Genomic DNA, 22870 nt, shown 5'->3' with positions numbered 1-22870 from the left:
TTATAGGCGCACATCATTATCGAATTGTGAGGAGGACCCCTCTTGGTTTATCTGCAAAAACCGATGGCGTCTCGTTGGATCTACTGTCTGCTTTTCGCTTTTTTCTCAGTCTCAATCGCTCTTGCCGGCGACCATACCGCCGCAAAAACCCAGAACCAGTTCCACCAGGATCATCGCCAAGCGGCTAAAGTCATCTTTAACCCCGTTTTCAACGCCGGTCCCATGAAGGACGAAACGGATAAAGCCCGTTTGTACCTCGCCATGAACGCCAAAAAGTTCAGCTTGCCCGAAACCCTCGACAACCTCGAACTGGTTCAAATTCAAAACAGTTTGACCGGTCGCCATTACCGCTTCCAACAAATTCTGGACGGCATTGTGGTCGAGGGCGCCCAAATCGTGGTTTCCATCGACCGCACCAGCGGTGACATCTACCGCGTTTACAACAATACTTACCCCGTGAAAACCAACCAAAAAGCGCCCAGCGTTATCCTCAACGAAAACGACGCTTACGACATCGCCTGGAGCCACCTGAAGGTCCATGGTCCGCTGATGCAGGCACCCCAAATCGAAAAGGTGTTTGTCCCGGTCGAGCAAGATTTCCAATTGGTTTACAAAACCCTGTTGGCCGTCGAAGCGCCCAACGGCTACTGGGCCCATGTGATCGACGCGGTCTCAGGCAAAATTGTTTCGTTTGAGGAAGAACGCATCACGCGGAACCACTACGAAACCGAATTACCCGAGTACGACGGTCCCGTTGAGCACCGCCAAACCGCGTTCAAAACCTACTTCGCCCAGGCGGCTTATAAAGCCAACCTGACCACGCCGGTTGCCAAAGGCGACACCAACGGTACCGCGATGGTTTTCGACCCGGACCCACGCACCACCCTGAACAACGCCACCCTGGAAGACACGACCGACGCGGCCGCATTTGACGCGGCCTACATGCAACGCAACCTGCTCGACTTAACCAATAACGCGGGCACCTACAGCTTGGTCGGTCCCTATGTTCAAATCGTCGACGTTGAAGCACCCAACGTTGCGCCTTCAACCACGACCGACGGCAACTGGGACTTCCGCCGCGGCAACGTGGCGTTCAACGACGCCATGACCTACTTCCACCTGGACCAAAGCCAACGCTACATGCAATCACTGGGTTTCACCGGTGACAACGGCATCCAAGAACTGTCCATCCCCGTTGACGCCAACGGTTGGAGCGGCCAGGACAACTCCAGTTTCTCACCCGGCACCAACACGCTGAGCTTCGGCCACGGTTGTGTCGACGATAACGAAGACGCGGACGTTATTCTCCACGAGTACGGCCACGCGATTCACTTCGGCATCAACTCAAACAACTGGAGCGGTGGTGACACCGGCGGCATGGGTGAAGGTTTCGGTGACTACTGGGCCGGCTCCTACAGCTACGCCACCCCCAACGGTCCTACCTTTAACCCCAACTGGGTGTTCACCTGGGACGGTCACAACAGCTGCTGGGGCGGCCGCATCATGAACGACATGGACGCGCGCTACGATCACAGCTTGACCTACCCCGCGCACCGTGAAGTCGGCGGCACCTATTCCGACCACCTGTGGGCGACCCCCTTGTTCCAAGCGTTTCTGAACTTGGTTCAAAACCACAACGTGCCACGCGAGGAAGTGGACCGCATCGTGCTGGAAGCACACTTCGGTCTTGCGGCCGGTCCCAAAATGCGCGACTTGGCCAACGCCACGGTACAAACCGCCAACCGCTTGCATCCCGACGGTCCTCACGGCCAGGCGTTCTTCGACGCCTTCCTTCATCACGGTATTCTGGAAATCGCCCGTGCGCAAATGACCGATAGCACCTGGGCCATCAGCGACGGCACCGGTGAAAACGGCGTCCCCGATCCAGGCGAAACCCTGACCTTCGATCTGAGCATGGTGAACGGCGGTACCGCCGATGCATCTCAAATCAGCGCGGTTGTTTCAACGCAAGCACCCGGTGTTGTGATTGCAGAACCCAACCTCACCTTCCCCGACATGGCCACCGGCGCGACCGGCCAGGCAACCAGCAGCCTCACCGTTACCCTGGACGATTCCTACACCTGTGGTTCAGGCTTCCAATTGTCCATGGAAGTCACCTTCGACGACGGCAGCGGTCGCGGCGCGGTGACCACCACCATCACCCACGATGTGACCGTCGGCACGCCTGTCGGCTTTGGCGGCAACGCCACCGTTGACACCGCAATCCCCGACGACACCGCCGCCGGCCTGACTTCCACGTTTGATGTAACCGGTGCAACCGGCAGCGTCAGCGAAAACATGCAGGTCGCCATCAACATCACGCACACCTGGCGTGGTGACCTGATCGTTACCCTGACCTCTCCCGCGGGCACCACCGTCACCTTGCACAACCGTACCGGTTCTTCCGCGGACGACCTGATCGGGACCTTCGGCGACGATCTGCCCACGGCGGAACCCCTCAGCGGTTTCGCGGGTGAAGATCCCAACGGTACCTGGACCTTGACGGTTTCCGATAACGCCAACCTCGACACCGGTACCTTTAATAGCTGGGGCATCAACGACATCAGCGACTACATCTGTACCCGTCCCAACTGTGCCGCCACCGCCACCGCCACCGCTACGGTCACCACCATCTGCGCGGGCTTCCCGCTGCAATTGGGTGTCACCTTCGACGGCATGGGCGAATCGCCTGAGATCCGTTGGAGCAACCCTGAGTTGTTGGACGACGCCGCATCGGCAACGCCGATGGCGACCCTGACCGAAACCACAACCTTCACGGTTTCTCTGGACGGCGACAACTGTCAGGCCGTTTCCCAGGTAACCATTGAGGTGACTCCGGGTCTTGAAGGCATCATTCCCTACTGGTTCGCCGACGAGTACTACGCACCGGCCGACTTGGACGGCGACACCTACCACACCGTTTTGGACATGATCATGCGCTCCAATAGCTGCGCGAGTGATCCCCTCTAAAACAACAACCTCTGTCAATCAAAAGGGCGGCTGTTCAGCCGCCCTTTTTTTTGGGCGCTCTGGAATCGGGCTAGCCCGTATTTCTTGCCGGAACCGCGAGGCATAGGCTGAAAACCCCGGCAATCCTTTATCCTTGCTCCGCGCGTTCCAGCAATTTGGCCGAGAGTTCACGGGTCACGTACAACAAGAATTTGGCGGCCTGGGTCCCGTAACCCTTCATCAACCGCGGCCCGCTGAACCAGGCAATCGACCCGTTGCGCGTGCGCCTAGCCGCTGATGACACCTTCGGCGCGCTGGCCCCCGTTCAGCACGAGGACACGGCCGGGGCACTAAGCCCGCATTTCTCACAAGGATTCGTCGCGAGAAGCAGAAAGCCTTGTGAGTCCGAAAATGACGACCGAGAGACGGCGCAGGGGTCCGACCTTTCGCGGGTCCGACCTTTCGGGGTCCGACCTTTCGCGGGGCCGACCTTTCGCGGGGCCGACCTTTTCGCGGGGCCGACCTTTCGCGGGGCCGACCTTTCGCGGGGCCGACCTTTCGGCACAGCAGCTGAGGCGAAGGCGGCTCGACCGAGTAATGCGGATGGCCCCCCCTCGTAATCGCATGGGTTGCCCCGTAGCAGAATTCCTTGTGAGAAATGCGGGCTAGCCCCGCTTCCGATCAGGGCGGGCTCAGTCTCGACCCATCCTGGGAAGAGGAATCGTCCGAATAGGAGATGTCCCTTCTTTTGGAAGGGGTGGTCAAAAACGTGAAAAGACCCGACTCGGCCAAGCTGAAACCGAAGTCGGGCCGCTGTGATTGACCGTGAGGTTGTTCCGCGGTGGGGCCTAACCTAACCGGAACCGCAATGAACCGTCGCGAGTTACCTTTTCTACCGCAACAGGTTGCACGGATTCGCAAGGAAGCCGGCACACGAAACGGATCAGGTAGTTACGCGGTCACATCGAGGTTGGCGAGGGAAGATAAATCGGGTTCGGCGGACGTTTCCGCCTCGGCTTGGGCCGCGTTTTCGGTGGCGTTTAGCGCGCGCGTGGCCAGATCAACTTGCTGAACCGTGCCGACACCGCCGCTTTCTTTAAGAAACACGCCGCTGCTACGGACTTGGGCCAAGGTTTCGTTGTTTTCGTCTTTGATCGTAAAAGGGGTTTCTTCGTAGCCCAGGTAAATGGCGCCCACATCTTTTTCGGCCAAGGTGCTGATTTGATCATTGCCTTCGGCGTCCTTGTTGTAGATGCGTAACTTACTGTAAACGCTGTCGTTCTCATCGATAAATTGGTTGCCGTCCTCGTCGTAGGCCGCTAAGTCGGCGAAACCATTGCCGGACTTGGTGCCGAACAACTCGCTGCCGTCGTTAATGGCGCCGTCACCGTTGCGGTCGATGGCCAGGAAACCGCTACCGCCGGAAAGAAAGCGCATTTCTTCGGCTTGGCCGTCGCTGTCGAGATCGAATTCGAAGGAACCAGAGCTCAGTTCCGCGGCGTTGCCGTTGAAGTTGAGCACCAGGGGATCGGTGAGTTGCGCGCCGGCACGGATGGAAATCGAGGTTTCGGTTTCATAGGAGCGCTGCATGCTGAGGGCGACATCAAAATTGATGGACCGACCGTCGGCGGTTTCAATCACGCCGGAGGCGGCGAAATCGGTGCGTTCACTTTCCGAATAACGTTGGTAGAAGTCGTATTCCAAGCCAAATCCCGGTTGCCCTTGGGCACCTTGTCCACGGCCTTGGCCTGGTGCGGCGGGTGCACCTTGACCGGGCGCGCCGCCGGGTTCCTTGAGAAAATCTTCGACATCGGGGAGGTCGACCTTTTTCTTAAAGATCTTTTCCAAGAGTTGTTTGACCAAATCAGCTTTGGGATCGGTGATTTTGGGGGTTTCGTCGCTGTCGCCCGCCACGGAAATCGAGGTGGGATTAGCGGCGATTTGTTGCGTCGCAAGGTTACTCAAATCAAGGGAGTCGGGCGTCAACCCCACACCGGTGAAAGAAGCGCTTCGTTGGCTTTCGCGACGCCCCCGTTGGACGAGGCGGTCGGCGTTAATTTCTGTTTGCCCGTCGCGGAAGCGCAGGCGTTCACGTTGCTCAAATTGCTCGGTATATTCACGGCCGCTACCAAGCTGTACGGCTGCACGCGTCACAATCATCATCCCATCCTTGGGTGTTGAAAACATTCATCCTTGAAAAGCCGAATCGGGGCTTAATGACCCTATCGTCAAAAAGTGACACCACGCACAAAAGAACCGGTATTTGATTGAAAACGTGCTTGTTAAGGGATGCAAAAAAAGTGCGGCCCCTTTTGGCGCCGCATGCGCCTGCAAGGACAGGCAACAACAACTGCTTTCTGCAACCCGCATCCACCACGGGTGTGGGGGAAAGCGGTGCTCCTTGCGGTGCTTGAAGCGTGGCGACACGCAAAGGCACCCTCAACACAGGTGTCCGGGTAGCGGCCTCCATCCTCACTCCCACAACCGCTACCCATCTTCCCTTGAACAGCACCGGCTCGCACAAGAGTCGGTGCTTTTTTTGTCGCAACGCAAAAACGGCGCCTGTTCCCCGGAAGGGAAAAGACGCCGTTTGGTTGCTTTTGAAGGATGGGCGAAGGTTTATTGGCAGCCACCCGCGCTGTAGAAGATCACCGCATCGAGGGCGGTCACCAAGCCGTCGTTATCGAGGTCGACATCGGTGATGGTTTCTTCCCGCCAGGACGGGAGAAGCTCGGCCTGGGTGGGCAGGTTGTCAAACACAATGACACGCAGCGGGTAGATCCGTTTTAAACCGGTTTGAAAATCGGTGACCTCCACATAGACATCCCCAGTCTGAGTGAGGTCGGGTACGCTCCAGAAGTCAGTGTCAACGCCGTCTTCCCAGGTGTTCAAACACAGGCTCGCGGCACTGTCGAACCACCGATAGGAATAGATGCTGTCACCGAAAATGGGGAGGCGAATGCCGCCGGTGGGACAGGTCCCCCAGTAGGTAACCAACCCATCCATGTCGATGCCGTGCGGGTTATCGTCGGTACAGCCCGGCGTGAGTTCAAAATGTTGCGCGTAGCTGTGGGTAACATTGTTGAGTTCGTAGGCGGTGGTTAGCGCAAAACGGTAATTGTTGTTGGCATTACAGACGCCGGTTTCATAAAGCTTCTTTACCAGCAGATCAATGGAGAAACGCTGACCGGACACGAGGTTGGTGGTAAAGACGCTACGGGCGATGCTGCAACTTTGGCCCTGAATACCGGTGAGCGTGGTCCCGAACCCGAACTGGGCCGGGCTTCCGCCTTCCGCGCTGAGGGTAAAGGTTACATCGGTCAGGTCGAAACCGGTGTTGTTGGTGAACACCAAGTTCTGCATGGCGGATTCGCCCACTTGAAAGCGGCCGTCGTCCACGACCTCATTGTCGAGGAATTGGGGCGCGGCCAATTGCTGATAGGTCAATCCATGACCCGGCGACACAATGCTAATCACGGAGTTGGAAGCGGTGTGGGTAATTTGCGCGATGATTTCGGTCGCATCCGCCGCGGTGATCGGAACCTGTAAGGTGGTCGAGAGGGCTTGGGGGTCGGGCGGACCGCCGCCGACCAAGTTGACTGCCTCATAGTTTTCATTGGTGCGGGCAAACCATTTGACCGTGTAGCCGTCGGCCAAATCGCCGCCGGATTTGAGCGAGGCGGGTACTTCAACGGTAACAGAAGCCACCCCTTGGTCGTCCAGTTGGTAGCGGGTAAAAGTCATGCTTTCCGCGCCTTGATCGGTGCCAAAGGCACTGGACGAGGTACAGCCGTTTAAGTTCACCAAATACAGTGCCGAAGAACGGTAACTAATATTAAAAGAAAACTTTTCGACTTCAACGGTGCGGAATTGGGTGATTGAACCGACGTTGTCCCGAACGGTTCCGGTGCGATGGGCCAAATCGGTAATGTCCCAGAAGTTGTAGGATTCTAAATCACATTCAGGTGCATTGTATTGGTTACCGAAACCGCCCATAGCAGCTAAAGGAAAGGTTGTTTGGTCCTCGCGAACGATGCGGGTTTCTTGGGGTATGAGGTCTACGCGTCCCTCAAAGATCGCCAAACCCAAATCCAATTTTTGGAAGTCATCGGATAGTGGAATTTTGATGGTCGATAAAGCACCACGCCAGTCAAATTGGCCACGTGGTGTGTCGATATTGAGGCTCCAATTCACACCGTAATAAATACGGTTGTTGTCATTGGCAACCTGGGCGGCGATCACACCGCGGTCATCCACCAGGACTTCGAAGTCATCATCATAATTTTGGCACCATCCCTCAACGCGAGGCGCGGGATTGGTGTCCCACAGGACGTCTACGACGCGGACGCCGTCGGTAGGTGGGTTGGTGTAAGCCAAGAGTTGGCTTTGATCGAGCCCAACGGGAACACGCTGATCGTTGCCGGAGAAAGAGAACAACAGATCGAAGGTCAGGCAATCACTGCCCAGCTCGGCAGCGGCTGTGGAGGGGCACATGATGCTGTTGTCGAACATATGGACGTTAAACCACACGGTTTGGGTGGTGTTGTTGGTCCAGGAGGGAATGTCCGTCTGGGACAGGTTATCGAGGGAGGAACCGAAACCCGGGTAGGTGATATTAAAAATGCGGCGATTCCCGTACGTGGCACAGGTTGGTTGCTCCAAGTAAGGAACAACATTGGCCAGGCTGAAACCACCACTGAGATTTACCGTATAAGAAACGGTAAGCGAGCCGTCGCGATTGGCGAAATAGCCAGGATTCGCGGAACGGCCGCTGATACTAAAAGTTTGGCCAAAGCTAGGTGTTATACAGGCGACAGCACCCAATAACACAAGGGCGAAAAAGGTTTTGCTGAGAAATGTCTTTCCTTCGCTCAAGAGAGTTACCCCCACACATCGGTTGTTCCGAGAAGATGAATCAATCGAAGCTTGCTGACCATGCAATGCAAGCCAAAAAGAAAACTAATTGACGTTCTTGCGCGTCATTTAGGTTCAAACTGGTTAGTGACGACCTTTGTGGATGAGTCTGACAACTTTGTTTCGGTTGGCGAATGATTGGTTGTCTCCCATAATCCGGTGCCATTTCATGCTAGCAATTTCGGCGCCAACTTAAAAGCGCCCCCAATTCAGGGGTCGGCTCCCAACAGGTTCAGCGCCGCACGGGCTGAGCTTTTTTCCATTTCTGAAGCACGCTTCAGTGCGCAGCAGCGGATTCTCGAACCCGGGGTCTCTCGCCGGGGTAACCCGACAAAAGAGGGACTTGGGTCGGGCAAGCCGCCCGCGCTTATTAAAGAACACGATCCGTTTCTGAAACATGCCCGAAAAAAAACCGCAAGGCACCGCTCCATGGTGACGGTTTGGTCCAGAAAGGTAACCTTTGACACCTCCCTGAAAGCCGGCACAAAAGCGGCTAAATAAGGAAGGTATCAAGGTCCCGAGGTTTCCCTTGAAGGCCGGCCGCCCCTGCGACCAGGAACCCCTCGCTGCTCTCGAGACGCACCGTCGCAAGACCCAAGGTGGCCCAGGAGGCACACCCATGAAATCCCCTTTTTCCCTGACTTCAATCGCTTTAGGCACCTTGGCCCTGCTAACGGCAGGTGCACCTTTGCCGGCCCAAGAACTCTGCGGCAGCCAGAATCAAAGCGTATGCTTGGAAGGCGACGCCCGTGTCTCATTCGTCGACAACACCCCGCTTTCGTCGGGAAGCCGCATTGTTTTGTTGCTGCCAGGTATAAATGTAAATAATCGCTATGACGTTTCCGGGAGCGCCGAGGTGCCCTTCCGTTTCGACGCACACGGCGCGGTCACCGACACCCAGGGCGGTAGCTGGAGTGATTTAGAGATTTTGGCGCGGGACAACACGGGCCTTACCGCGGTCGCTTTTACCCTGAACCAAAGCAACGCGAACGACGGCACGCTCGAAATCAACCTAAGCGGTATTCGCGTATGCCAGCAGATCGCGGACGGTCCGGGCGACGTCAACCTGACGTTACTGTTTTTTCAAAACACCAATCCTGGCAAAGCATTGCAGGTACGCCGCGGCAAACAATCACTGACGGCGTTCCGCGATTGCAGCACCTACGCGGGCGACCTCCCCCTGTTTGAGGAAAACGACAGGCTTTTCCTCATAAACCCCCATCAGGAACGGGTTTGGGTCACACTTGACGGAAACCGTTTTTCCATGGGTGCCCATGAGCAACGCGCGGTTGACGCCCGCTCCAGCGGCCAAGCACTTTCCTTTAGCTGCAACCTGCCGCTGGTAACAGCCCTGGCGAGCGACGACGGCGACTTGGCGGCCACCACCTTACAAACCACCAACGCCAAGGATTGGCTGGTGCCGCACTTGGCCCGCAACGACGCCCACTGGGAAAACCAGTGGATTTTCTCCAGCCAGGCGCAGGTTTCACTGTCATGGGCCCAAGGCGAAAGAACACGGTACCTGGTGCCGGCTTTTGCGCAGAACAGTCTTTCAAAAGGGAACGCGCATTGTTTTTGAAAAGACGGTGATAGAAATTTGCATCTTTTCAACAACACAACTGTTTCAAAAGCTTTAGAGACCAAATTTTCTCAACAAACACCTGGTTCCAAGGATTCACCGCCCCGAAAAAGAAAGGCGGTCACCGAAGCAGTGCCGTAAACGTGGCTCCCTTTGCTCAACCGATGAGAAACAGAGCGCGAGGCATAAGCCATAGCCCCAACCGGAACCCTTTCATCCGCCCTGATACCTAATGTCGCTGGGCATTTCGCGCGCTTTAGGCTGAGGTGGGTTGACCTCGGCCGACCCAGGGTTTATCCTTGATCCCGATTGAATTTTGGAGACGTTGGTCTTTATGCTTGTGTAAAACGCCCCAGACAATGAATCGTGCCCGGGTTTGAACTGAAAAGAAAAACCCTTCACACCAAAGTCCCGTTTTTGTGACGGCCGGTGTCTGTACGTCCATTCGTCGGCACGAATGGAAGGGTGTTTTTTTCGCCTTCCTTTTGGGAGCGTTTTTAGCAATGACAAGCAATAACCAACTTTATGGAAATCAGCAAAACCACCTGTTACGCGACTGGGGTTTCATGGACGGCGTCCATTCCGAGGTCGACAACCGGCTTTTGGGCCGCGTGACGGCAGTCCATCGCGGCCACTGGGAGTTGGCCACGGCGGCGGGTTCATTTCGCGCCGTAACGGCCGGCCGATTGGGCCACCAACAGGCCGAGGTCCCGGTCACCGGCGACTGGGTCGTCTGGCACGGCATGCCCGGCCACGACGAACGCCTGGTGATCGACCAGGTATTGCCCCGCCGCACGCAAATCACCCGCAAAGCGGCGGGTACGGCATCCGCCCAAGTCCTGGTCGCCAATGTCGATTGGGTTTGGATCGTCACGTCACTCAATCGGGACTGGAACCCGGCGCGTTTGGAACGTTACCTGGCGATGGTCTGGGAAAGCGGCGCCAAACCAGCGGTGGTCTTGAGTAAATGCGATCTGGTCGACAACCGCGACGATTGGATTGAAAAAACGGAGGCGGTTGCTTTCGGCGCACCCATCTACCCGATCTCCGCGATCAACGATCAAGGCCTCGACGCGGCGGCTGCAAGCCTGCAACCCGGCGAAACCGTGGCCTTACTGGGTTCCTCCGGCGTGGGAAAATCAACCCTAACCAACCACCTGTTGGCCCGTGACCGGCAGGAAACAAGCGCGGTAAGGGACCTGGATCAACGAGGTCGCCACACGACCACCCATCGCGAACTGTTCCAATTGCCAAGCGGCGCCCTGTTAATTGATACGCCGGGGCTCCGTGAACTGGGATTGTGGACGGGCGAAGCGGCGGTAGCCGAGGTTTTCGCGGAGGTGGAAGCACTGGCCGGGGCCTGCCGCTTCCGCGATTGCCGGCACGGCAACGAACCCGGCTGCGCGGTGCGTGCGGCTATGGAAACCGGCGACCTGGACCAACGGCGCTTTGACAACTACGGCAAACTTCAACGGGAAGTGCAACGGCAAGAAGAACTTCAAACCGCGAGCGGACGACAAGCGAGGAAGCAACGGGAAAAGACGCTGCACAAGCACATCCGCCAAGTCAAAAACCGATAAATCGACGATGAAGTAAACGTCATCCGGGCGGGATCGCGAACCTCTAATGGGGGTCGATCCCGCCCGGACAGCACCTTAATCTTTCAGTGAGTTTTTATGTCTTTCGATCAAAACAACGTTCATTATCAAACAATTACCGATTTTTATGGGTCACGGATCACAAAAAGATCAAAAGTCCCCTTGATGAACCACATCCATGAGGGACTCACGCTGTTAACAGCAATGAACGCATCGCACATCGCCCATGAGGCGTTCTGCCTGCACCCCATTTTTCAAGACAACCCCAAAATGGATCAACACCAAAACCTCAACCCAAGGAGCGTCGCTCTGGCAAAAGCCTATGCTGAGACGGCGAACGCCTTTCTCTTGCCGCGGTATATGGCCGGCCAGGCCCCGCAAATCGCCCACATCGGCACGGACCTAAAACATATGCTGATTGCCGATAAAATACAGAATCGAAAGGACTTCATCCAATATCACCAGAACAGCCATCCACAATCGTCGGCGCTGAGCGGGTACTTTGACTGTTGGCTTCACCACCTCGGCGTCGACCAACACACCCGTCAAATCCTAACAAACCACATAATTTACACCTAAACCTAAGAAGCGCTGACGCGGTGATTTTAGCTAAACCTCTGGGCTACAACGGCCTGTTAAAATGCTCAGGGCCAGCGGGTGCGCGTCGTGCGCGACCCCGGTCCGCTTTTTTCAAACCATTTCGCTCCAGATCTTTAGCCAAAATCCCCTCGCTTCAGCGCCTCTTAGGCTAAAACGAACACCCTCCCCAACCGACAACAACAACCACCTCCCCAAAAACACACCACTTCTTCATCATGCATTTCACCCTAAAATTCCTCCACAATCCTCTTTCCCGAAAAAGCCACAAATCTACACAGCCACAAATCTACACACCACTAAAAAAATCTCATTCCGTACTCTTACTCATATTATCTACTAGATACTTTTATCTCTAAAAAAATCCAAAACTGTGAGCCATGTTTTAAGGCGTATATTCAGCCGATTTCCTCCACAATTCCGTTCACTTTTTCCTTTAATATCAAAACCTGTCGACACCCATGTTGCCCTTCGCTTCGTTCAGTTTTTGTTAGCAAAGGAGTTATCCATGATAAACCATTCTTTAATCGCCCACTGCCGGGCACTCAGTTGGGGGCTTCTGGCCGCCTGCCTCCCCCTTTCCGCGGCCGACCAACCGACTTTCGCCCCGATCACCGCCGATTACATTGGCGAAGGGGCGGGTGCTTCCCACACCTTCGGCTACTTTTTCCTCGACATCGATTCCAACAACGACGGCATTCCCAACTTCGCCCAGGTCAAAGCCGGAGACGACCTGGACGGCGACGGGATCGTCAACGGTTTGGATGAAGATGACGATAACGACGGCATTCCCGACGTGGACGACCGCGGCGGTTACTTCGCGAGCCAAGGTCCGTCCGCGGGTGAAGCCCCGCAAGCCATGCCCGCCCATTTCTTCGCCCACGGCGAGGCCGCGGCCGCGGCGGGTCACCATCCAGGTGATTATTGGCAATTTGTGCCCAACGGGTTCTTTGAGCAGGAAGGCGCAGCGTACCAAGACCGCAACGGCACCAGCTTTGACCAGGTTTTCAAACATCCCGGTGCCTATCTTTATATAGACCGCAACGGCAACCAGGTGCCCGATATCCTGGAATTCGCATCGAGTGGAAACACCGAGCACCCCGGCTTTGTGTTGGATCGACATTTTGTTGCCAAAGACGCCCTCAATGGCCAAGACGTTCCCGGTCTGCTGGGCACTTGGTCTGGAAACCTAACCGGTGAAACCTTGTTCTACCAATGTGACGACGATCTCGGCCAACACCATGCGGGCTTGTTTATGCGGTACAGCCCGTATGCCGGCGGTGCCGTCGGCAACATCATCGACCAATTCAGCGACACCGACAGCAACCCTGACTATCTGTTGTACGGCACGGACAACGGCTTGTCACCCGCGATCCCCGCCGCCTTAAAAGAGGTGGATGCGCGCGGCGTGGAAAAATGGCGTTACCGTCGCCAAGGTGCAACCATCTCGAGCGCCCGTGAAATCGTGTTGTTCACCACGGTTTACTGGCAACTCAACGCCGCAACGGGTCCGGTGTGGGTTGTTTATTCGAAACCTGAATTTAACGCGCGGTTCAGCGGCGCCGCCTTCGGCCCTCGCGCCGGCACCACGGGTCAAAACTATGGCGATTGCGGATTCAATAATTGGTTTCCGGCCTATCGAAACCAAGGCAACCACGACCAGCTCGCGGCCTGCCGTTTTGGCGCGGGCACGCGGTGGACGGACATTGCGACCTACCCGAGCAATCCCGACGAGCGCCCCAAGGCCCACGACCCGGCCAACCAACTTTGGGTCGATACTTGGGCGAACCTCAGCAGCGATAGGGTCATCACCAACTACATCAGTGTCGCCAACTGGTTTGACGGCACCCAAGTTGACGCGAGCACGGTGGTCGCGCAACGGTACGGTGTGGAGGTACGCGCTATGAGCCAGAATCAACTGCTCCGTTATGTTGACGGTCGCGCAACCCAAATGATGGTCCAGCCGGTTTCGGCCCAAAATGCGGACGGCGCCTTTGAAGGCACCTTAATCGGCATTGAGGACATCCCGGTACCAAGCGACAACGATTACGATGACATTGTGATCATGCTGAACCGACCACTGAAAGGCCGCTAAACCGGGTTAAGCTAAGCACTTCATCAATCGCCGCGTTGCTCCCGCTTGGGAAAACGCGGCGATTTCTTTTCGGGCACACCGCGGCAAAAGACATGCCGCGCCAGGACAACCCCTCATCATCCCGCGCGAATTCGCCATTTTTTTAGCATCTCGAGAACCTCTTCAACAGCCGAAAAAACGATCTATTCTTTAACATTTTCCTCATTTTTCTAAAAAGACCCGGTTATAATTCAGCCGTGACTTCGCATGGTACATGATCAATCCACCGAAAACAGTGGACCGGCTCGCGCTTGGAACCCCTATCGACCCAGGGCCTGATTGCCCAAAGTCTTTGGCGCGCAACGATGGAAGTTACCCCTTCATGCCCTCACCCCTTTTCGGCATCGCCCTAACCCGCATGTCTCACCCTTCCCATTGCTCCTCTCCCAAGGTCCTTTCCCCTAACCCTTGCGCCGGTTCTTGCGATTCAAGGTATTTGACACGACGCTTTGCGGCACTTAATGGTTGAGTCCCGTCGTTCTCTGAACGGGATGCGCCGTGGAACAGCCGCTTGAACCCGGCACCCATGAGCCGCCTCGGCGCCGACCTAGACGAAACAGATGCCCCCATTACCTACCGATTTGATGCTTGCGACACAAATCAGGAGGCCCCCATGTTGCAAACGCCGCCAACGTTGGACTATGAGGCCACCCGCGCAAAACGTGCCCCATCGAATGGAACGTCCGAACTGAGCCAACTTCTTCGAACCATGCGCGACCGCTTTTCCCAACGCCCCTCACTGTTCTCTCCAGGAACCACGCCGCTCCTTGATCGCGCCAACCTATCAGGCGATGCCGATCCATCCACTTCCGCCCTGGCGGTCGCCCTGCGCCTGGGCGATTTCCATCGCGGTTGCCTGGAGCAATTGGTCCGGCGTCTTTCCGACCATTGGTATGAGGCAGCCCGGCAACAAAGGGGCGTTTTGGTTTGTATGACCCGCTCGGAGCGCGACGACCTCGCCGCCTGTCTCGCGGCGGTTCAGCAAAATTTGGTAGCGGTTCCCTACGCGCAAAAACGGATGACCCTTACGGATCAAGATCAGTTCATGGCGCGTCTCACCTCCTTAGGCCAATCCTCGGCCCACCTTTTGGCCGCGGCGCCCCGTTGGGAATTTGCGGCGCTTGACCAGCTCCCTCGCAAAGCACTGAACCAGGTTTTCGACGGTTTGCTTCACCTCGACCCATTAATGGACGCGCTTAACCTGAGCGAATTCCCCGTGGTTGAAGGCCTGCTTCAGGCGGCCGAGTCCGTGGTAACCGAAAACGGCTATCGGCCAATGACGTGGCTTGAGTTAAGTGAATCAAGCCGTCACGATCTTCTGACCGCATTGCGGTGCGCCCGTGAAACGGCCCAACGTTGCGGGCTTGAGCGCTTGCCCTGGCGACCCTTTCTTTTTCTCCAGGCCGACCTGCTCCACCAGGCCAAGGTCAAACAGACCGCCCCGCGTAGGCTCAAGCGGCAGCCGTTGCCGCCGGCACGGAACCGCCCTGATGTGAACCGCAACCTGCGCCAAGTGGTGCCGATCCTCTACTGCATCGGTCGCCAAACGAGGCTGGCGGGCCTGCCCCTCCCCTTGGCACTTCACCGGATCACGCAAACAGCCGAGGCGATGCAACAGCAGCCCCGTTCGTCCTTGTACAACCGCGATCAACTTCAACTGGTGAAAAACACGGTCCAGTTGTTTTATCGTCCCGAAATGACCCGCCGGCTCGACACCGACACAGCTTGGCCAACGGACCTGGCCGCATTGTTCGGATGGATCAAACTCATGCAGGGTCATATCCCAAATCGCCACATCAAACGAACGTTGTTACAAAGAACCTAAGCGATCCATTCGCCGAAACAGCTATCAACATTCTCAAACAACTCACTTCAAATACTTTAACCTCCTTCTTGCCGGCTAAAAAGTGTCGGTTAAACGAATGGATTTTCACCGTTCGTCCCCCATTTTGTCGTTTATCCCAAAGTGGGAATCATCAGCGGCAAAGCCTCCGTAGACTTCCTTCATGCAAACGGATGAATCACGGCCTAGACCGCGGTCGCCGCTTACGATGGGAGGTTTTTCGTGAACATTTTTAAAAGTTTGATCACCCTGGTGGTCCTGGCTTTGTGCAGCCTCAGCTTGCAAGCACAAGAAAACAAACACAAGTCACACGGCGGGCACGAGGCTAAAAGTCACCACGGGCACAAGGCCAAAGGTCACCACGGCCACGCGGCAAAAAGCCAGGACGGCAGAATGCCGGTGACCACCAGCTCGCCGAAAGCACTTGAGCTCTACTACCAAGGTTTGGCGATGATGGATCAGTCACGACCCGTGGCGGCCCGTCCCTTTTTCGACCAAGCCCTAGAACTCGACCCCCAATTCGCCATGGCGCTCCACCGCAAACGCGGTACGGCCGGAACCTTCGTGGAAGGCCGCGAAATTCAGGCTCAGTTGTTGGAACAACTCAAAACAGCCACCTTGTCCGAGGGCGAAACGATCTTTTTCGGCGCGATGGCCAAGGCACGCGGCGGCGACATGCCGGGTTACCTGGCCGACTTGGAAAAATTGGTTCACATGTATCCCAAGGACCACCGGCTTTTGATGCAATACGCGGGTTACTTCTACAACCGCGACAAACCAAAAGCGCTCAAACTGTTCGCCAAGGTCGCCGAAATGGAACCCGAGTTCCCGCCGGTCTACAACGTGCTCGGTTACTGCTACAAGGATACCGGCGACAAAACCAAGGCCGAAGAAGCCTTCCGCAAGTCCATCAAGCTCGACCCCAACAGCCCCAACGGCTATGACTCCCTCGCCGAACTGCTGCTCTCCATGGGCCGTTATCAAGAATCCATCGCCCAATACGACAAGGCCCTTGAAGTCGAACCCCTGTTCCCCAGCGCCCAAATCGGGGTAGCCTCCAACCTGTGCCTGCTCGGCGACTACCACGCCGCCCGTGAACGCCTGAACAAATTGTTCGACATTGCACCACACGACGGTATTCGCTCCGGGATCCACTGGGCGCTGTCGGTCACCTATGCCGATCAAGGCGACTTCAAAGGCGCCCTCACCGAACTGGACAAAAACTTCCAAATCTCTAAAAAGAACAACGACGTAACCGCCATGCGGGTCGACCTGTTCAACCAAGCCACGGTTTTGCTCGCGGCGGGTCGCCCGGATGACGCCGCCAAGGCCTGCAAAGAAGCGATTGAGCTGGTACGCGGCGATGAAAAGGCACCGGCCCGTAACAAAGCCTTCAGCGAGGCACTTTACACATGGTGGGAAGGCCGAATTGCCGCAGAACAAAACAATCTCCACAAAGCCGCGGACAAATTGACGGCGTTTTTTGAAGCCGTTGAAGCCTTGAACGCGCCCAACTTCAAGAAAAGTGGCTACGATCTGCGCGGTACCATCCAACTCAAAAGCGAGCAATACGCGGAAGCGCTGGAAAGTTTTAAGCAAGGCAACGAACACGATCCCATCGTCATGTATTACACAGGCCTCGCCTACCAAGGTTTGGGTCAGCACAAACAAGCGAACAAAATGTTTGACTACGTCATCAACGCCAATAGCCCGCTCAGCTACAGCTTCTCATTCGCCCGCCGTCTCGCGGCAAAAAGTAAGAAAGGCCACCACGGGTCCTAGCCCGGTTGTTCAACCTTGCCCAACCTTGCCCAACCTCCCCAACCGCCGAACCTTCCCATCACCGTCTTTGTCCTGAAGTGCGCGATTCTTAGGGCTGAAATCCCCCATCCTCCACCACCACCTTTGGTTTGCAGATCCTTGCGCACCAACCGGGGGATTTCAGCCACTGGAATCGAATTCCTCAGGAACCAGGTCAACCGCCGGTTGGCGTGGAACGGGGAAGAAGACAAGGCACCAGCCCGCAATTCTCACAAGGATTTGTCGCGAGAAGCAGAAAGCCTTGTGAGTACGAAGATTACGACCGAGAGACGTCACAGGCGTAGCTGCGCTACGGCGAAGACGACTCGACCGAGTAACTGAAGTAATCGCATGGCTTTCGGCTTCGTAGCAGAATTCCTTGTGAGAATTGCGGGCTAGGCGCGAATCCAAACCGGGTTCGCGCTTTTTCCCTGTTTGGGTTAGCCCGCCGTTTCGTTGCGGCTCAGCGCAGCCTCGATATCGGCGCGATAGGCGCGGCCGGAAGTGACCTCGGTCCCATCGCTAAGATGAAAACGGTACAAGGCGTTGTTGAGGTAATGGTGTTTGGTGATTTTGGTGAGGTTCACGGCAATACCGCGGTGAATGCGCAGGAACAAGGTTGGGTCAAGCTGCTCGCAAAGCGCGGACATGGAGGAGCGATAAAGAAAGTCGCGGCCATCCTCCAACCGCAAACCCACATAATTGCCGTCGCTTTCCAAGCACACCACGGTCGCCAAATCAACGACCACCTGACGGCCGCGATGTTTCAGGTTGATTTGATGCAAAAAGTCGTCTCGCTCACGATCAAACGCCCGCATCATGGCGCGCATCTGGGTGCCCAAGGCGGCGGATTGGGCGGTGGCGATTCGCTGCCGAACGCGATCTAAGGCCCTTTCGAAGCGGGCGGCGGTAAAGGGTTTGAGCACATAATCCACGGCTTCAACATCGAAGGCGTCAAGCGCGAAACCCTCGTGGCCCGAAACAAAAACGATGAGCGGATTCCCGCCAACCCGTTCCACCAACTCAAAACCATTGGCGCCAGGCATCTCAACATCCAGAAACACCAGATCGGGGCGCAACGCGCGAACGGCGGCCAACCCCTGTTTCACGGAACCGGCCTCGCCGACAATGCGAATATCGTCGCTGTTTTTCAGGACGTTGCGGATGCGCTTCCGCGCGGAGGGTTCGTCATCAACAATCAAAGCCGAAATCATGAAAACGACTCCTTAGCCGCAATGGGGATTGACAAACAGACGGCAAAACCACCCTCGGGGCGGGGTCCGGCTTCCATGGCGAAATCCTCGCCGTACAGCGCCGCAAGGCGTTCGCGTGTATGCTGCAAACCGATCCCGGTGGAGGTCGCGGGCCGCGGCGTTTCCTCGGAGGCACCGCCGTCGCGGACCGCCAAGCGCACCCGTTCCCCGTCGCGTTTCGCTTCGATTTCAATCAAGGCACGATGGGGATCGGCGTCCAGCCCGTATTTTACCGCGTTCTCCACCAGGGGTTGTAGGATCAGCGTCGGGGTGGGCATGTCGGCCAAGTCGTCGTCGATGTGCCATCGCACCTCAAAGGCCACACCACGACGCATGCGCACAATTTCCAGGTAGGTCCGCAAATGATCGATTTCGCGTTCGAGGGCATGGGTCGGTCCCCGGTCGGCCCGCAGAATGGTGCGCAGAAAACTGCCGAGCTGTGCCAGCATATCCGCCGCCCGCTCGGGATCGTCATCCATTTCGCCGGCGGCGGCGTTGAGGGCGTTCAGCATGAAATGGGGCGGCAACTGCAAACGCAAGGCTTTGAGCCGCGCCTCGGCGAGGTTGCGTTCTCGTTGAAGCAGATCAAGCTCTTGCTGCTTACCCCGTCGCCACAAAACCAAGGCGGCGAACAACCCGGTCAAAACCCAAAGTTCCAACCAACTTTGGACCAAGCGTACTTGGAACGGTACGATGGCGGCGGCACTGAGGTTCACTTGGTCAAACAACAGGTAGCGGGCGGCGAACAACCAAAAAGAGGCGGTACCGTGAACGGCGGCAATCACAACGGAAAACATGCCGAGTAGCAAGATCCTGGCGCCTCGCGTCTGGGATTGGTCCAAGGCGAGGTGGGCCGCGTTGTAGGCCAAGGGGGCAATCGGCGCCCACAAAAGAAAAGCGGTCACGGTGGGACCAAGCACCGCGTAGGCGTCAAAGCGCCGTCCCATCATCAAAAACGGGATCACGCCTTGCGCGCCGAACAACAAGCCGGCGCCCAGGGCAACCAGAATTACGGTGATGGGCGAGAATGGGAAACGATGGTGGCGCAATCGCAACATTGCCGCAAACCTTTAACCTAAAAGGCGTGATGAGAGCGAGGGATTTTGGCTAAAGATCTGGAGCGAAATGGCTTGGAAAAAGCGAGCCGGGGTCGCGCCCGACCGCACCCGCCGGCCCTGAGCATTTTACAGGCCGTTGCAGCCCAGAGGTTTAGGTAAAATCACCGCGATTTATCGCGCTTTTTAGGTTTAACTCGTGTTTTGATTAGGAAAACGAAGAAAGCCACTCCATTACACCAAATCAGGTTCCTTATTGGGAAGCAATACAGGCCTGTAACCAAGATGAGGTAGTTTGTTATGAAACCTGCAACGCTGTTTGTGCTTTTTTGGATCGCAACTTTTTTGGGTTTGACGGCGTGCAACACGCCGCAAGGTGAAGCCGCTGCGACGGGACCGGATCTCAATTTGAAGGTCGCGAACGTTCGCCAGGGCATGAGCAAAGCCGAGGTAACGGCGATCTTGGGCGAACCGCGCTGGGTGGGCCTGCCCTCGGACCGCTCCGACTACGGGGTTCGCGACCAAGAAACGGCCTTTATTTTGTACTGGCGCAACACGGGGTTCCCGGTGGTTCAGGTCCATTTCGACGCGGATCACAAGGTTCGCTGGGACACGGGTTGGAGTGGGCAAGAAACCTACACCCACGTCTTTGAGCCCAGGGACAATTTCCTTTGCAGCAACCCGGAACGCGCCACCTATTGCAACCCGACTGAATAACTAGACACAGCGCGAAAATCAATCAATCTAAGAAAATAAACACCCAAAAGTATCTTCATTTTTGATGTTTGAGATCTTCGGATTGGCTTTAGGTTGGCGGAAACAGCCAATTTAGACAGTCAATTGGGAGATCGGCAACGTTGTATTGAACCCAAAGATGGTCGTCGGCTGGTGCCCTATCCTGTTGCAGGGAGGACCCATGCAAGCATTCGACAGTCCTTGGAAACAGATCAGCGAAACCTACTTTCCCCAATTGCTTAAGTTTTACTACCCCAAAGCGTTTAAAGCCATCGATTGGGAGAAACCGGTTCGCTGTCTCGACAAAGAACTACCCAAACTGACGGCCGATGCACGAACCCGTGATCGTGAGGCAGACAAATTATTCGAGGTTCATCGGAAGAAAGGTGACAAGGGATTGGTTTACCTTCACATCGAGTTTCAAAACCAGCGCGACCCCAACCTAAGCAAGCGCATGTTCACCTATTACTACCGCATCTTCGACAAGGTGGATCAACCGGTTTGGAGTTTGGTCATTTTGGGTGATCGAAACCCGCGCTACCGCCCGAATCACTACACCAGGGAACTTTGGGATTTGTCCTTGTCGCTTCGCTATCCTGTCATTAAATTAAAAGATTACGAAACAGAGATGAACAAGCTGCTTCGTTCCCGCAACCCCTTCGCACTGGTTACTGCCGCCCACCTCATCGCGCAAAAAACTCGAGGAAAACCCCGTGAACGCATGCGGCAGAAGTTGATTCTTACGAAACTCTTGTACAAAAAACGGTTTACGAAGAAGGACATCGTCGCAATTTTCCGATTCATAGACTGGGTACTAAATCTATCAGAAACCATGGCCCGGCAATTCAAGCAATCTTTGGCTGCCTTTGAAGGAGAACAGAACATGGAATACATCACCAGCATTCAGCGAATTGAATTCAAGGATGGTCTCAAAGAGGGCCGCAAAGAACTGAGCAAGGAACTGAAACCGTCGCTGGCAAAAGCGCTGGTTGAAATTCTTACGCTTCGGTTTGGTGCGCCCTCCCAGCAGCAGCGACGCACCATTGAGAGGGCCACACTTGACCACCTTCGTCTCTGGCTTGACCAGGCGATTAGCGGCCAGATGCCCGCCCCGCTCCACGGGAAACCAACGAGGCCGTAGAAGAACCAGGTTTGCCCGCTTACGGCAACGGGAGCGGGTGCATACCTTGGTACCTAGGCGAATTAAAGCGTGTGTAGGCCCAAACCCAAATCCATGTCGGCGGGTGACCAATCCGCGCAGGGTTTGGCAAGCAAGGTCGGGTGCACCAAACCCATGGCCATAAACGCCATCTCGGACCACCCGAGCAAAACCTGCCGCGCGCGGTCCCGCAACAAATCGAGTTCCTCCGGTTGCCATTGGTTGCAAACACGGATGAAAAACATGCGCAGGCGCGAGATTTCGTAATAACGGGAAACCTTGAGTTCAACCCCGTCAAAACTTTCTCCCAAATCGCCAAACACATTGGAGGCCTTCACCTCTTGATCCCAAGCACTGAGTACTTGCTGTTCGGGGCTGGGGAAACGGTCGTCAATGGGACTGGTGGTGCGGTAATGAATGGTTTCGCGCAGGTCCTCTTCAAACAACAGTTGCTTCGGTCGCGCCACAAACCATTGACCGGACCAGCGCGGTCCCCCCTTAAGCCCCTGCAACAAGGCCGCTTGCCAGGTTAAAAACTGTTGTTGACCGCGATCCGCGGCAAAAACGATGTTGTGCAGCCAATCAACCAAACGCCGTAAATTGTGCTCCTGGATCCCATCCAGGTGATCGTTGAGAAAGTAAGCGGTACAGGACGTCACCTCGCGACGTTGGCTTTCGTCCATGGCGTGAAACTGCCGCCAAGCCGCACGGGCCGCCGCTTGCAAAGCGGGTCGGTCGGTTTGAAAAAGGCCCATCTCGTCCCAGAAAGGCAAAACCAGATCCATGCTCATCAAGGCAACGGCCTCGTTGAACACGCGCGGCTGCTCGCGCACCGTGGACATGAGTTTACGACAAGTTTCGGGCACCATGAAGTGTTCCTGGGAAGCGTCAACAAGGAGACCCCCGCGGCCGCGAAACCAATGAGACGCGAATCAGGGGCCTGACCGTTTGATAATCGCAACGGCAAATCACAGAAAACCTTGACCACTTTTCATGTAAAACCCAAGGCTTTGCGGGAATTACGCCGATTGAGACGAATCACCGCGGCCGCCAGGCCTCAAAAAAGAACCCCATTCGGGGTGTCTGCCGAATCCCAAAAAAAACCTCGCCAAATGGCTGCTTAAAACGACCTAAGCCTATAGAATTCAGGATTACCTTGTTAAAAACGACGGCTCGATGGACTGAACGGCGGCTTCTGCCGCGGTTCTCCTTTTTTCCTTCAACATCGCCGCGTATCGTTACAGAGACCGCCGC

15 protein-coding genes are annotated in these 22870 nt (G+C 56.0%); 9 read left to right on the top strand and 6 right to left on the bottom strand.

Annotated features, from left to right (window positions below):
* The first annotated feature begins 42 nt into the window (after positions 1–42).
* Positions 43–2970, top strand: coding sequence for a proprotein convertase P-domain-containing protein (locus tag J3U88_RS04565; protein WP_207857131.1), 2928 nt, complete (start codon positions 43–45; stop codon positions 2968–2970).
* 127 nt (positions 2971–3097) lie between these two features.
* Here the strand turns inward: J3U88_RS04565 and J3U88_RS04560 are convergent, their stop codons facing one another.
* The 3 genes from J3U88_RS04560 to J3U88_RS04550 form a co-directional block, all read right to left on the bottom strand.
* Positions 3098–3253 carry a hypothetical protein gene (locus J3U88_RS04560; protein WP_207857129.1) on the bottom strand — a complete coding sequence of 52 codons (156 nt, stop codon included), beginning with the start codon at positions 3251–3253 and terminating at the stop codon, positions 3098–3100.
* Positions 3254–3900: 647 nt separating this feature from the next.
* On the bottom strand, positions 3901–5103 hold the full coding sequence (locus J3U88_RS04555; protein ID WP_207857127.1) for a hypothetical protein: 1203 nt from the start codon (positions 5101–5103) through the stop codon (positions 3901–3903).
* A 465-nt stretch (positions 5104–5568) separates the two neighbouring features.
* Positions 5569–7824 (bottom strand): hypothetical protein, encoded by a 2256-nt coding sequence (locus J3U88_RS04550; protein WP_207857126.1) that lies wholly within the window; start codon positions 7822–7824, stop codon positions 5569–5571.
* A gap of 658 nt (positions 7825–8482) precedes the next feature.
* On the opposite strand from J3U88_RS04550, the gene J3U88_RS04545 reads away from it, so the two are divergent.
* From J3U88_RS04545 to J3U88_RS34170, 6 genes are all read left to right on the top strand, one after another.
* Positions 8483–9442 (top strand): hypothetical protein, encoded by a 960-nt coding sequence (locus J3U88_RS04545; protein ID WP_207857125.1) that lies wholly within the window; start codon positions 8483–8485, stop codon positions 9440–9442.
* Positions 9443–9945: 503 nt separating this feature from the next.
* The gene (rsgA, locus tag J3U88_RS04540) at positions 9946–11022 is read left to right on the top strand and encodes a ribosome small subunit-dependent GTPase A (protein WP_207857124.1); all 1077 of its coding nucleotides are present in this window, start codon (positions 9946–9948) and stop codon (positions 11020–11022) included.
* 183 nt (positions 11023–11205) lie between these two features.
* Positions 11206–11619, top strand: coding sequence for a hypothetical protein (locus J3U88_RS04535; RefSeq protein WP_207857123.1), 414 nt, complete (start codon positions 11206–11208; stop codon positions 11617–11619).
* Between the two features lie 526 nt (positions 11620–12145).
* Positions 12146–13732 carry a hypothetical protein gene (locus J3U88_RS04530; RefSeq protein ID WP_207857122.1) on the top strand — a complete coding sequence of 529 codons (1587 nt, stop codon included), beginning with the start codon at positions 12146–12148 and terminating at the stop codon, positions 13730–13732.
* Positions 13733–14384: 652 nt separating this feature from the next.
* On the top strand, positions 14385–15596 hold the full coding sequence (locus J3U88_RS04525) for a hypothetical protein (RefSeq protein WP_207857121.1): 1212 nt from the start codon (positions 14385–14387) through the stop codon (positions 15594–15596).
* Positions 15597–15836: 240 nt separating this feature from the next.
* Positions 15837–17396: a tetratricopeptide repeat protein gene (locus tag J3U88_RS34170; RefSeq protein WP_207857120.1), complete on the top strand. Its 1560-nt coding sequence runs from the start codon at positions 15837–15839 to the stop codon at positions 17394–17396.
* Positions 17397–17854: 458 nt separating this feature from the next.
* Here J3U88_RS34170 and J3U88_RS04515 read toward each other — a convergent pair whose 3' ends face one another.
* Both J3U88_RS04515 and J3U88_RS04510 read right to left on the bottom strand, forming a co-directional pair.
* Positions 17855–18628, bottom strand: a complete 774-nt coding sequence (locus tag J3U88_RS04515; protein WP_207857119.1) for a LytR/AlgR family response regulator transcription factor — start codon at positions 18626–18628, stop codon at positions 17855–17857.
* On the bottom strand, positions 18625–19725 hold the full coding sequence (locus J3U88_RS04510) for a sensor histidine kinase (RefSeq protein ID WP_207857118.1): 1101 nt from the start codon (positions 19723–19725) through the stop codon (positions 18625–18627). The genes J3U88_RS04515 and J3U88_RS04510 overlap by 4 nt, the downstream gene beginning before the upstream one ends.
* A 297-nt stretch (positions 19726–20022) precedes the next feature.
* Between J3U88_RS04510 and bamE the strand changes: the two genes are divergently transcribed.
* The gene (bamE, locus tag J3U88_RS04505; protein ID WP_207857117.1) at positions 20023–20439 is read left to right on the top strand and encodes an outer membrane protein assembly factor BamE domain-containing protein; all 417 of its coding nucleotides are present in this window, start codon (positions 20023–20025) and stop codon (positions 20437–20439) included.
* Between the two features lie 199 nt (positions 20440–20638).
* Positions 20639–21598 (top strand): Rpn family recombination-promoting nuclease/putative transposase, encoded by a 960-nt coding sequence (locus J3U88_RS04500; RefSeq protein ID WP_207857115.1) that lies wholly within the window; start codon positions 20639–20641, stop codon positions 21596–21598.
* 62 nt (positions 21599–21660) lie between these two features.
* On the opposite strand, the gene J3U88_RS04495 is transcribed toward J3U88_RS04500, so the two are convergent.
* A complete protein-coding gene (locus J3U88_RS04495; RefSeq protein WP_207857113.1) occupies positions 21661–22485 on the bottom strand; it encodes a hypothetical protein in 825 nt (274 codons plus the stop codon).
* Between the last annotated feature and the right edge of the window lie 385 nt (positions 22486–22870).

It is taken from the genome of Acanthopleuribacter pedis, assembly GCF_017377855.1.
In the GTDB taxonomy this organism is placed as follows: domain Bacteria; phylum Acidobacteriota; class Holophagae; order Acanthopleuribacterales; family Acanthopleuribacteraceae; genus Acanthopleuribacter; species Acanthopleuribacter pedis.
This window is presented reverse-complemented; position numbering and strand designations above follow the sequence as displayed.

Coding starts and splice junctions, on each gene's coding strand:
- J3U88_RS04545 (WP_207857125.1), top strand. CDS start 8,483: ATGAAATCCCCTTTTTCCCTGACTTCAATCGCTTTAGGCACCTTGGCC.
- rsgA (WP_207857124.1), top strand. CDS start 9,946: ATGACAAGCAATAACCAACTTTATGGAAATCAGCAAAACCACCTGTTA.
- J3U88_RS04535 (WP_207857123.1), top strand. CDS start 11,206: ATGAACCACATCCATGAGGGACTCACGCTGTTAACAGCAATGAACGCA.
- J3U88_RS04530 (WP_207857122.1), top strand. CDS start 12,146: ATGATAAACCATTCTTTAATCGCCCACTGCCGGGCACTCAGTTGGGGG.
- J3U88_RS04525 (WP_207857121.1), top strand. CDS start 14,385: ATGTTGCAAACGCCGCCAACGTTGGACTATGAGGCCACCCGCGCAAAA.
- J3U88_RS04515 (WP_207857119.1), bottom strand. CDS start 18,628: ATGATTTCGGCTTTGATTGTTGATGACGAACCCTCCGCGCGGAAGCGC.
- J3U88_RS04510 (WP_207857118.1), bottom strand. CDS start 19,725: ATGTTGCGATTGCGCCACCATCGTTTCCCATTCTCGCCCATCACCGTA.
- bamE (WP_207857117.1), top strand. CDS start 20,023: ATGAAACCTGCAACGCTGTTTGTGCTTTTTTGGATCGCAACTTTTTTG.
- J3U88_RS04500 (WP_207857115.1), top strand. CDS start 20,639: ATGCAAGCATTCGACAGTCCTTGGAAACAGATCAGCGAAACCTACTTT.
- J3U88_RS04495 (WP_207857113.1), bottom strand. CDS start 22,485: ATGGTGCCCGAAACTTGTCGTAAACTCATGTCCACGGTGCGCGAGCAG.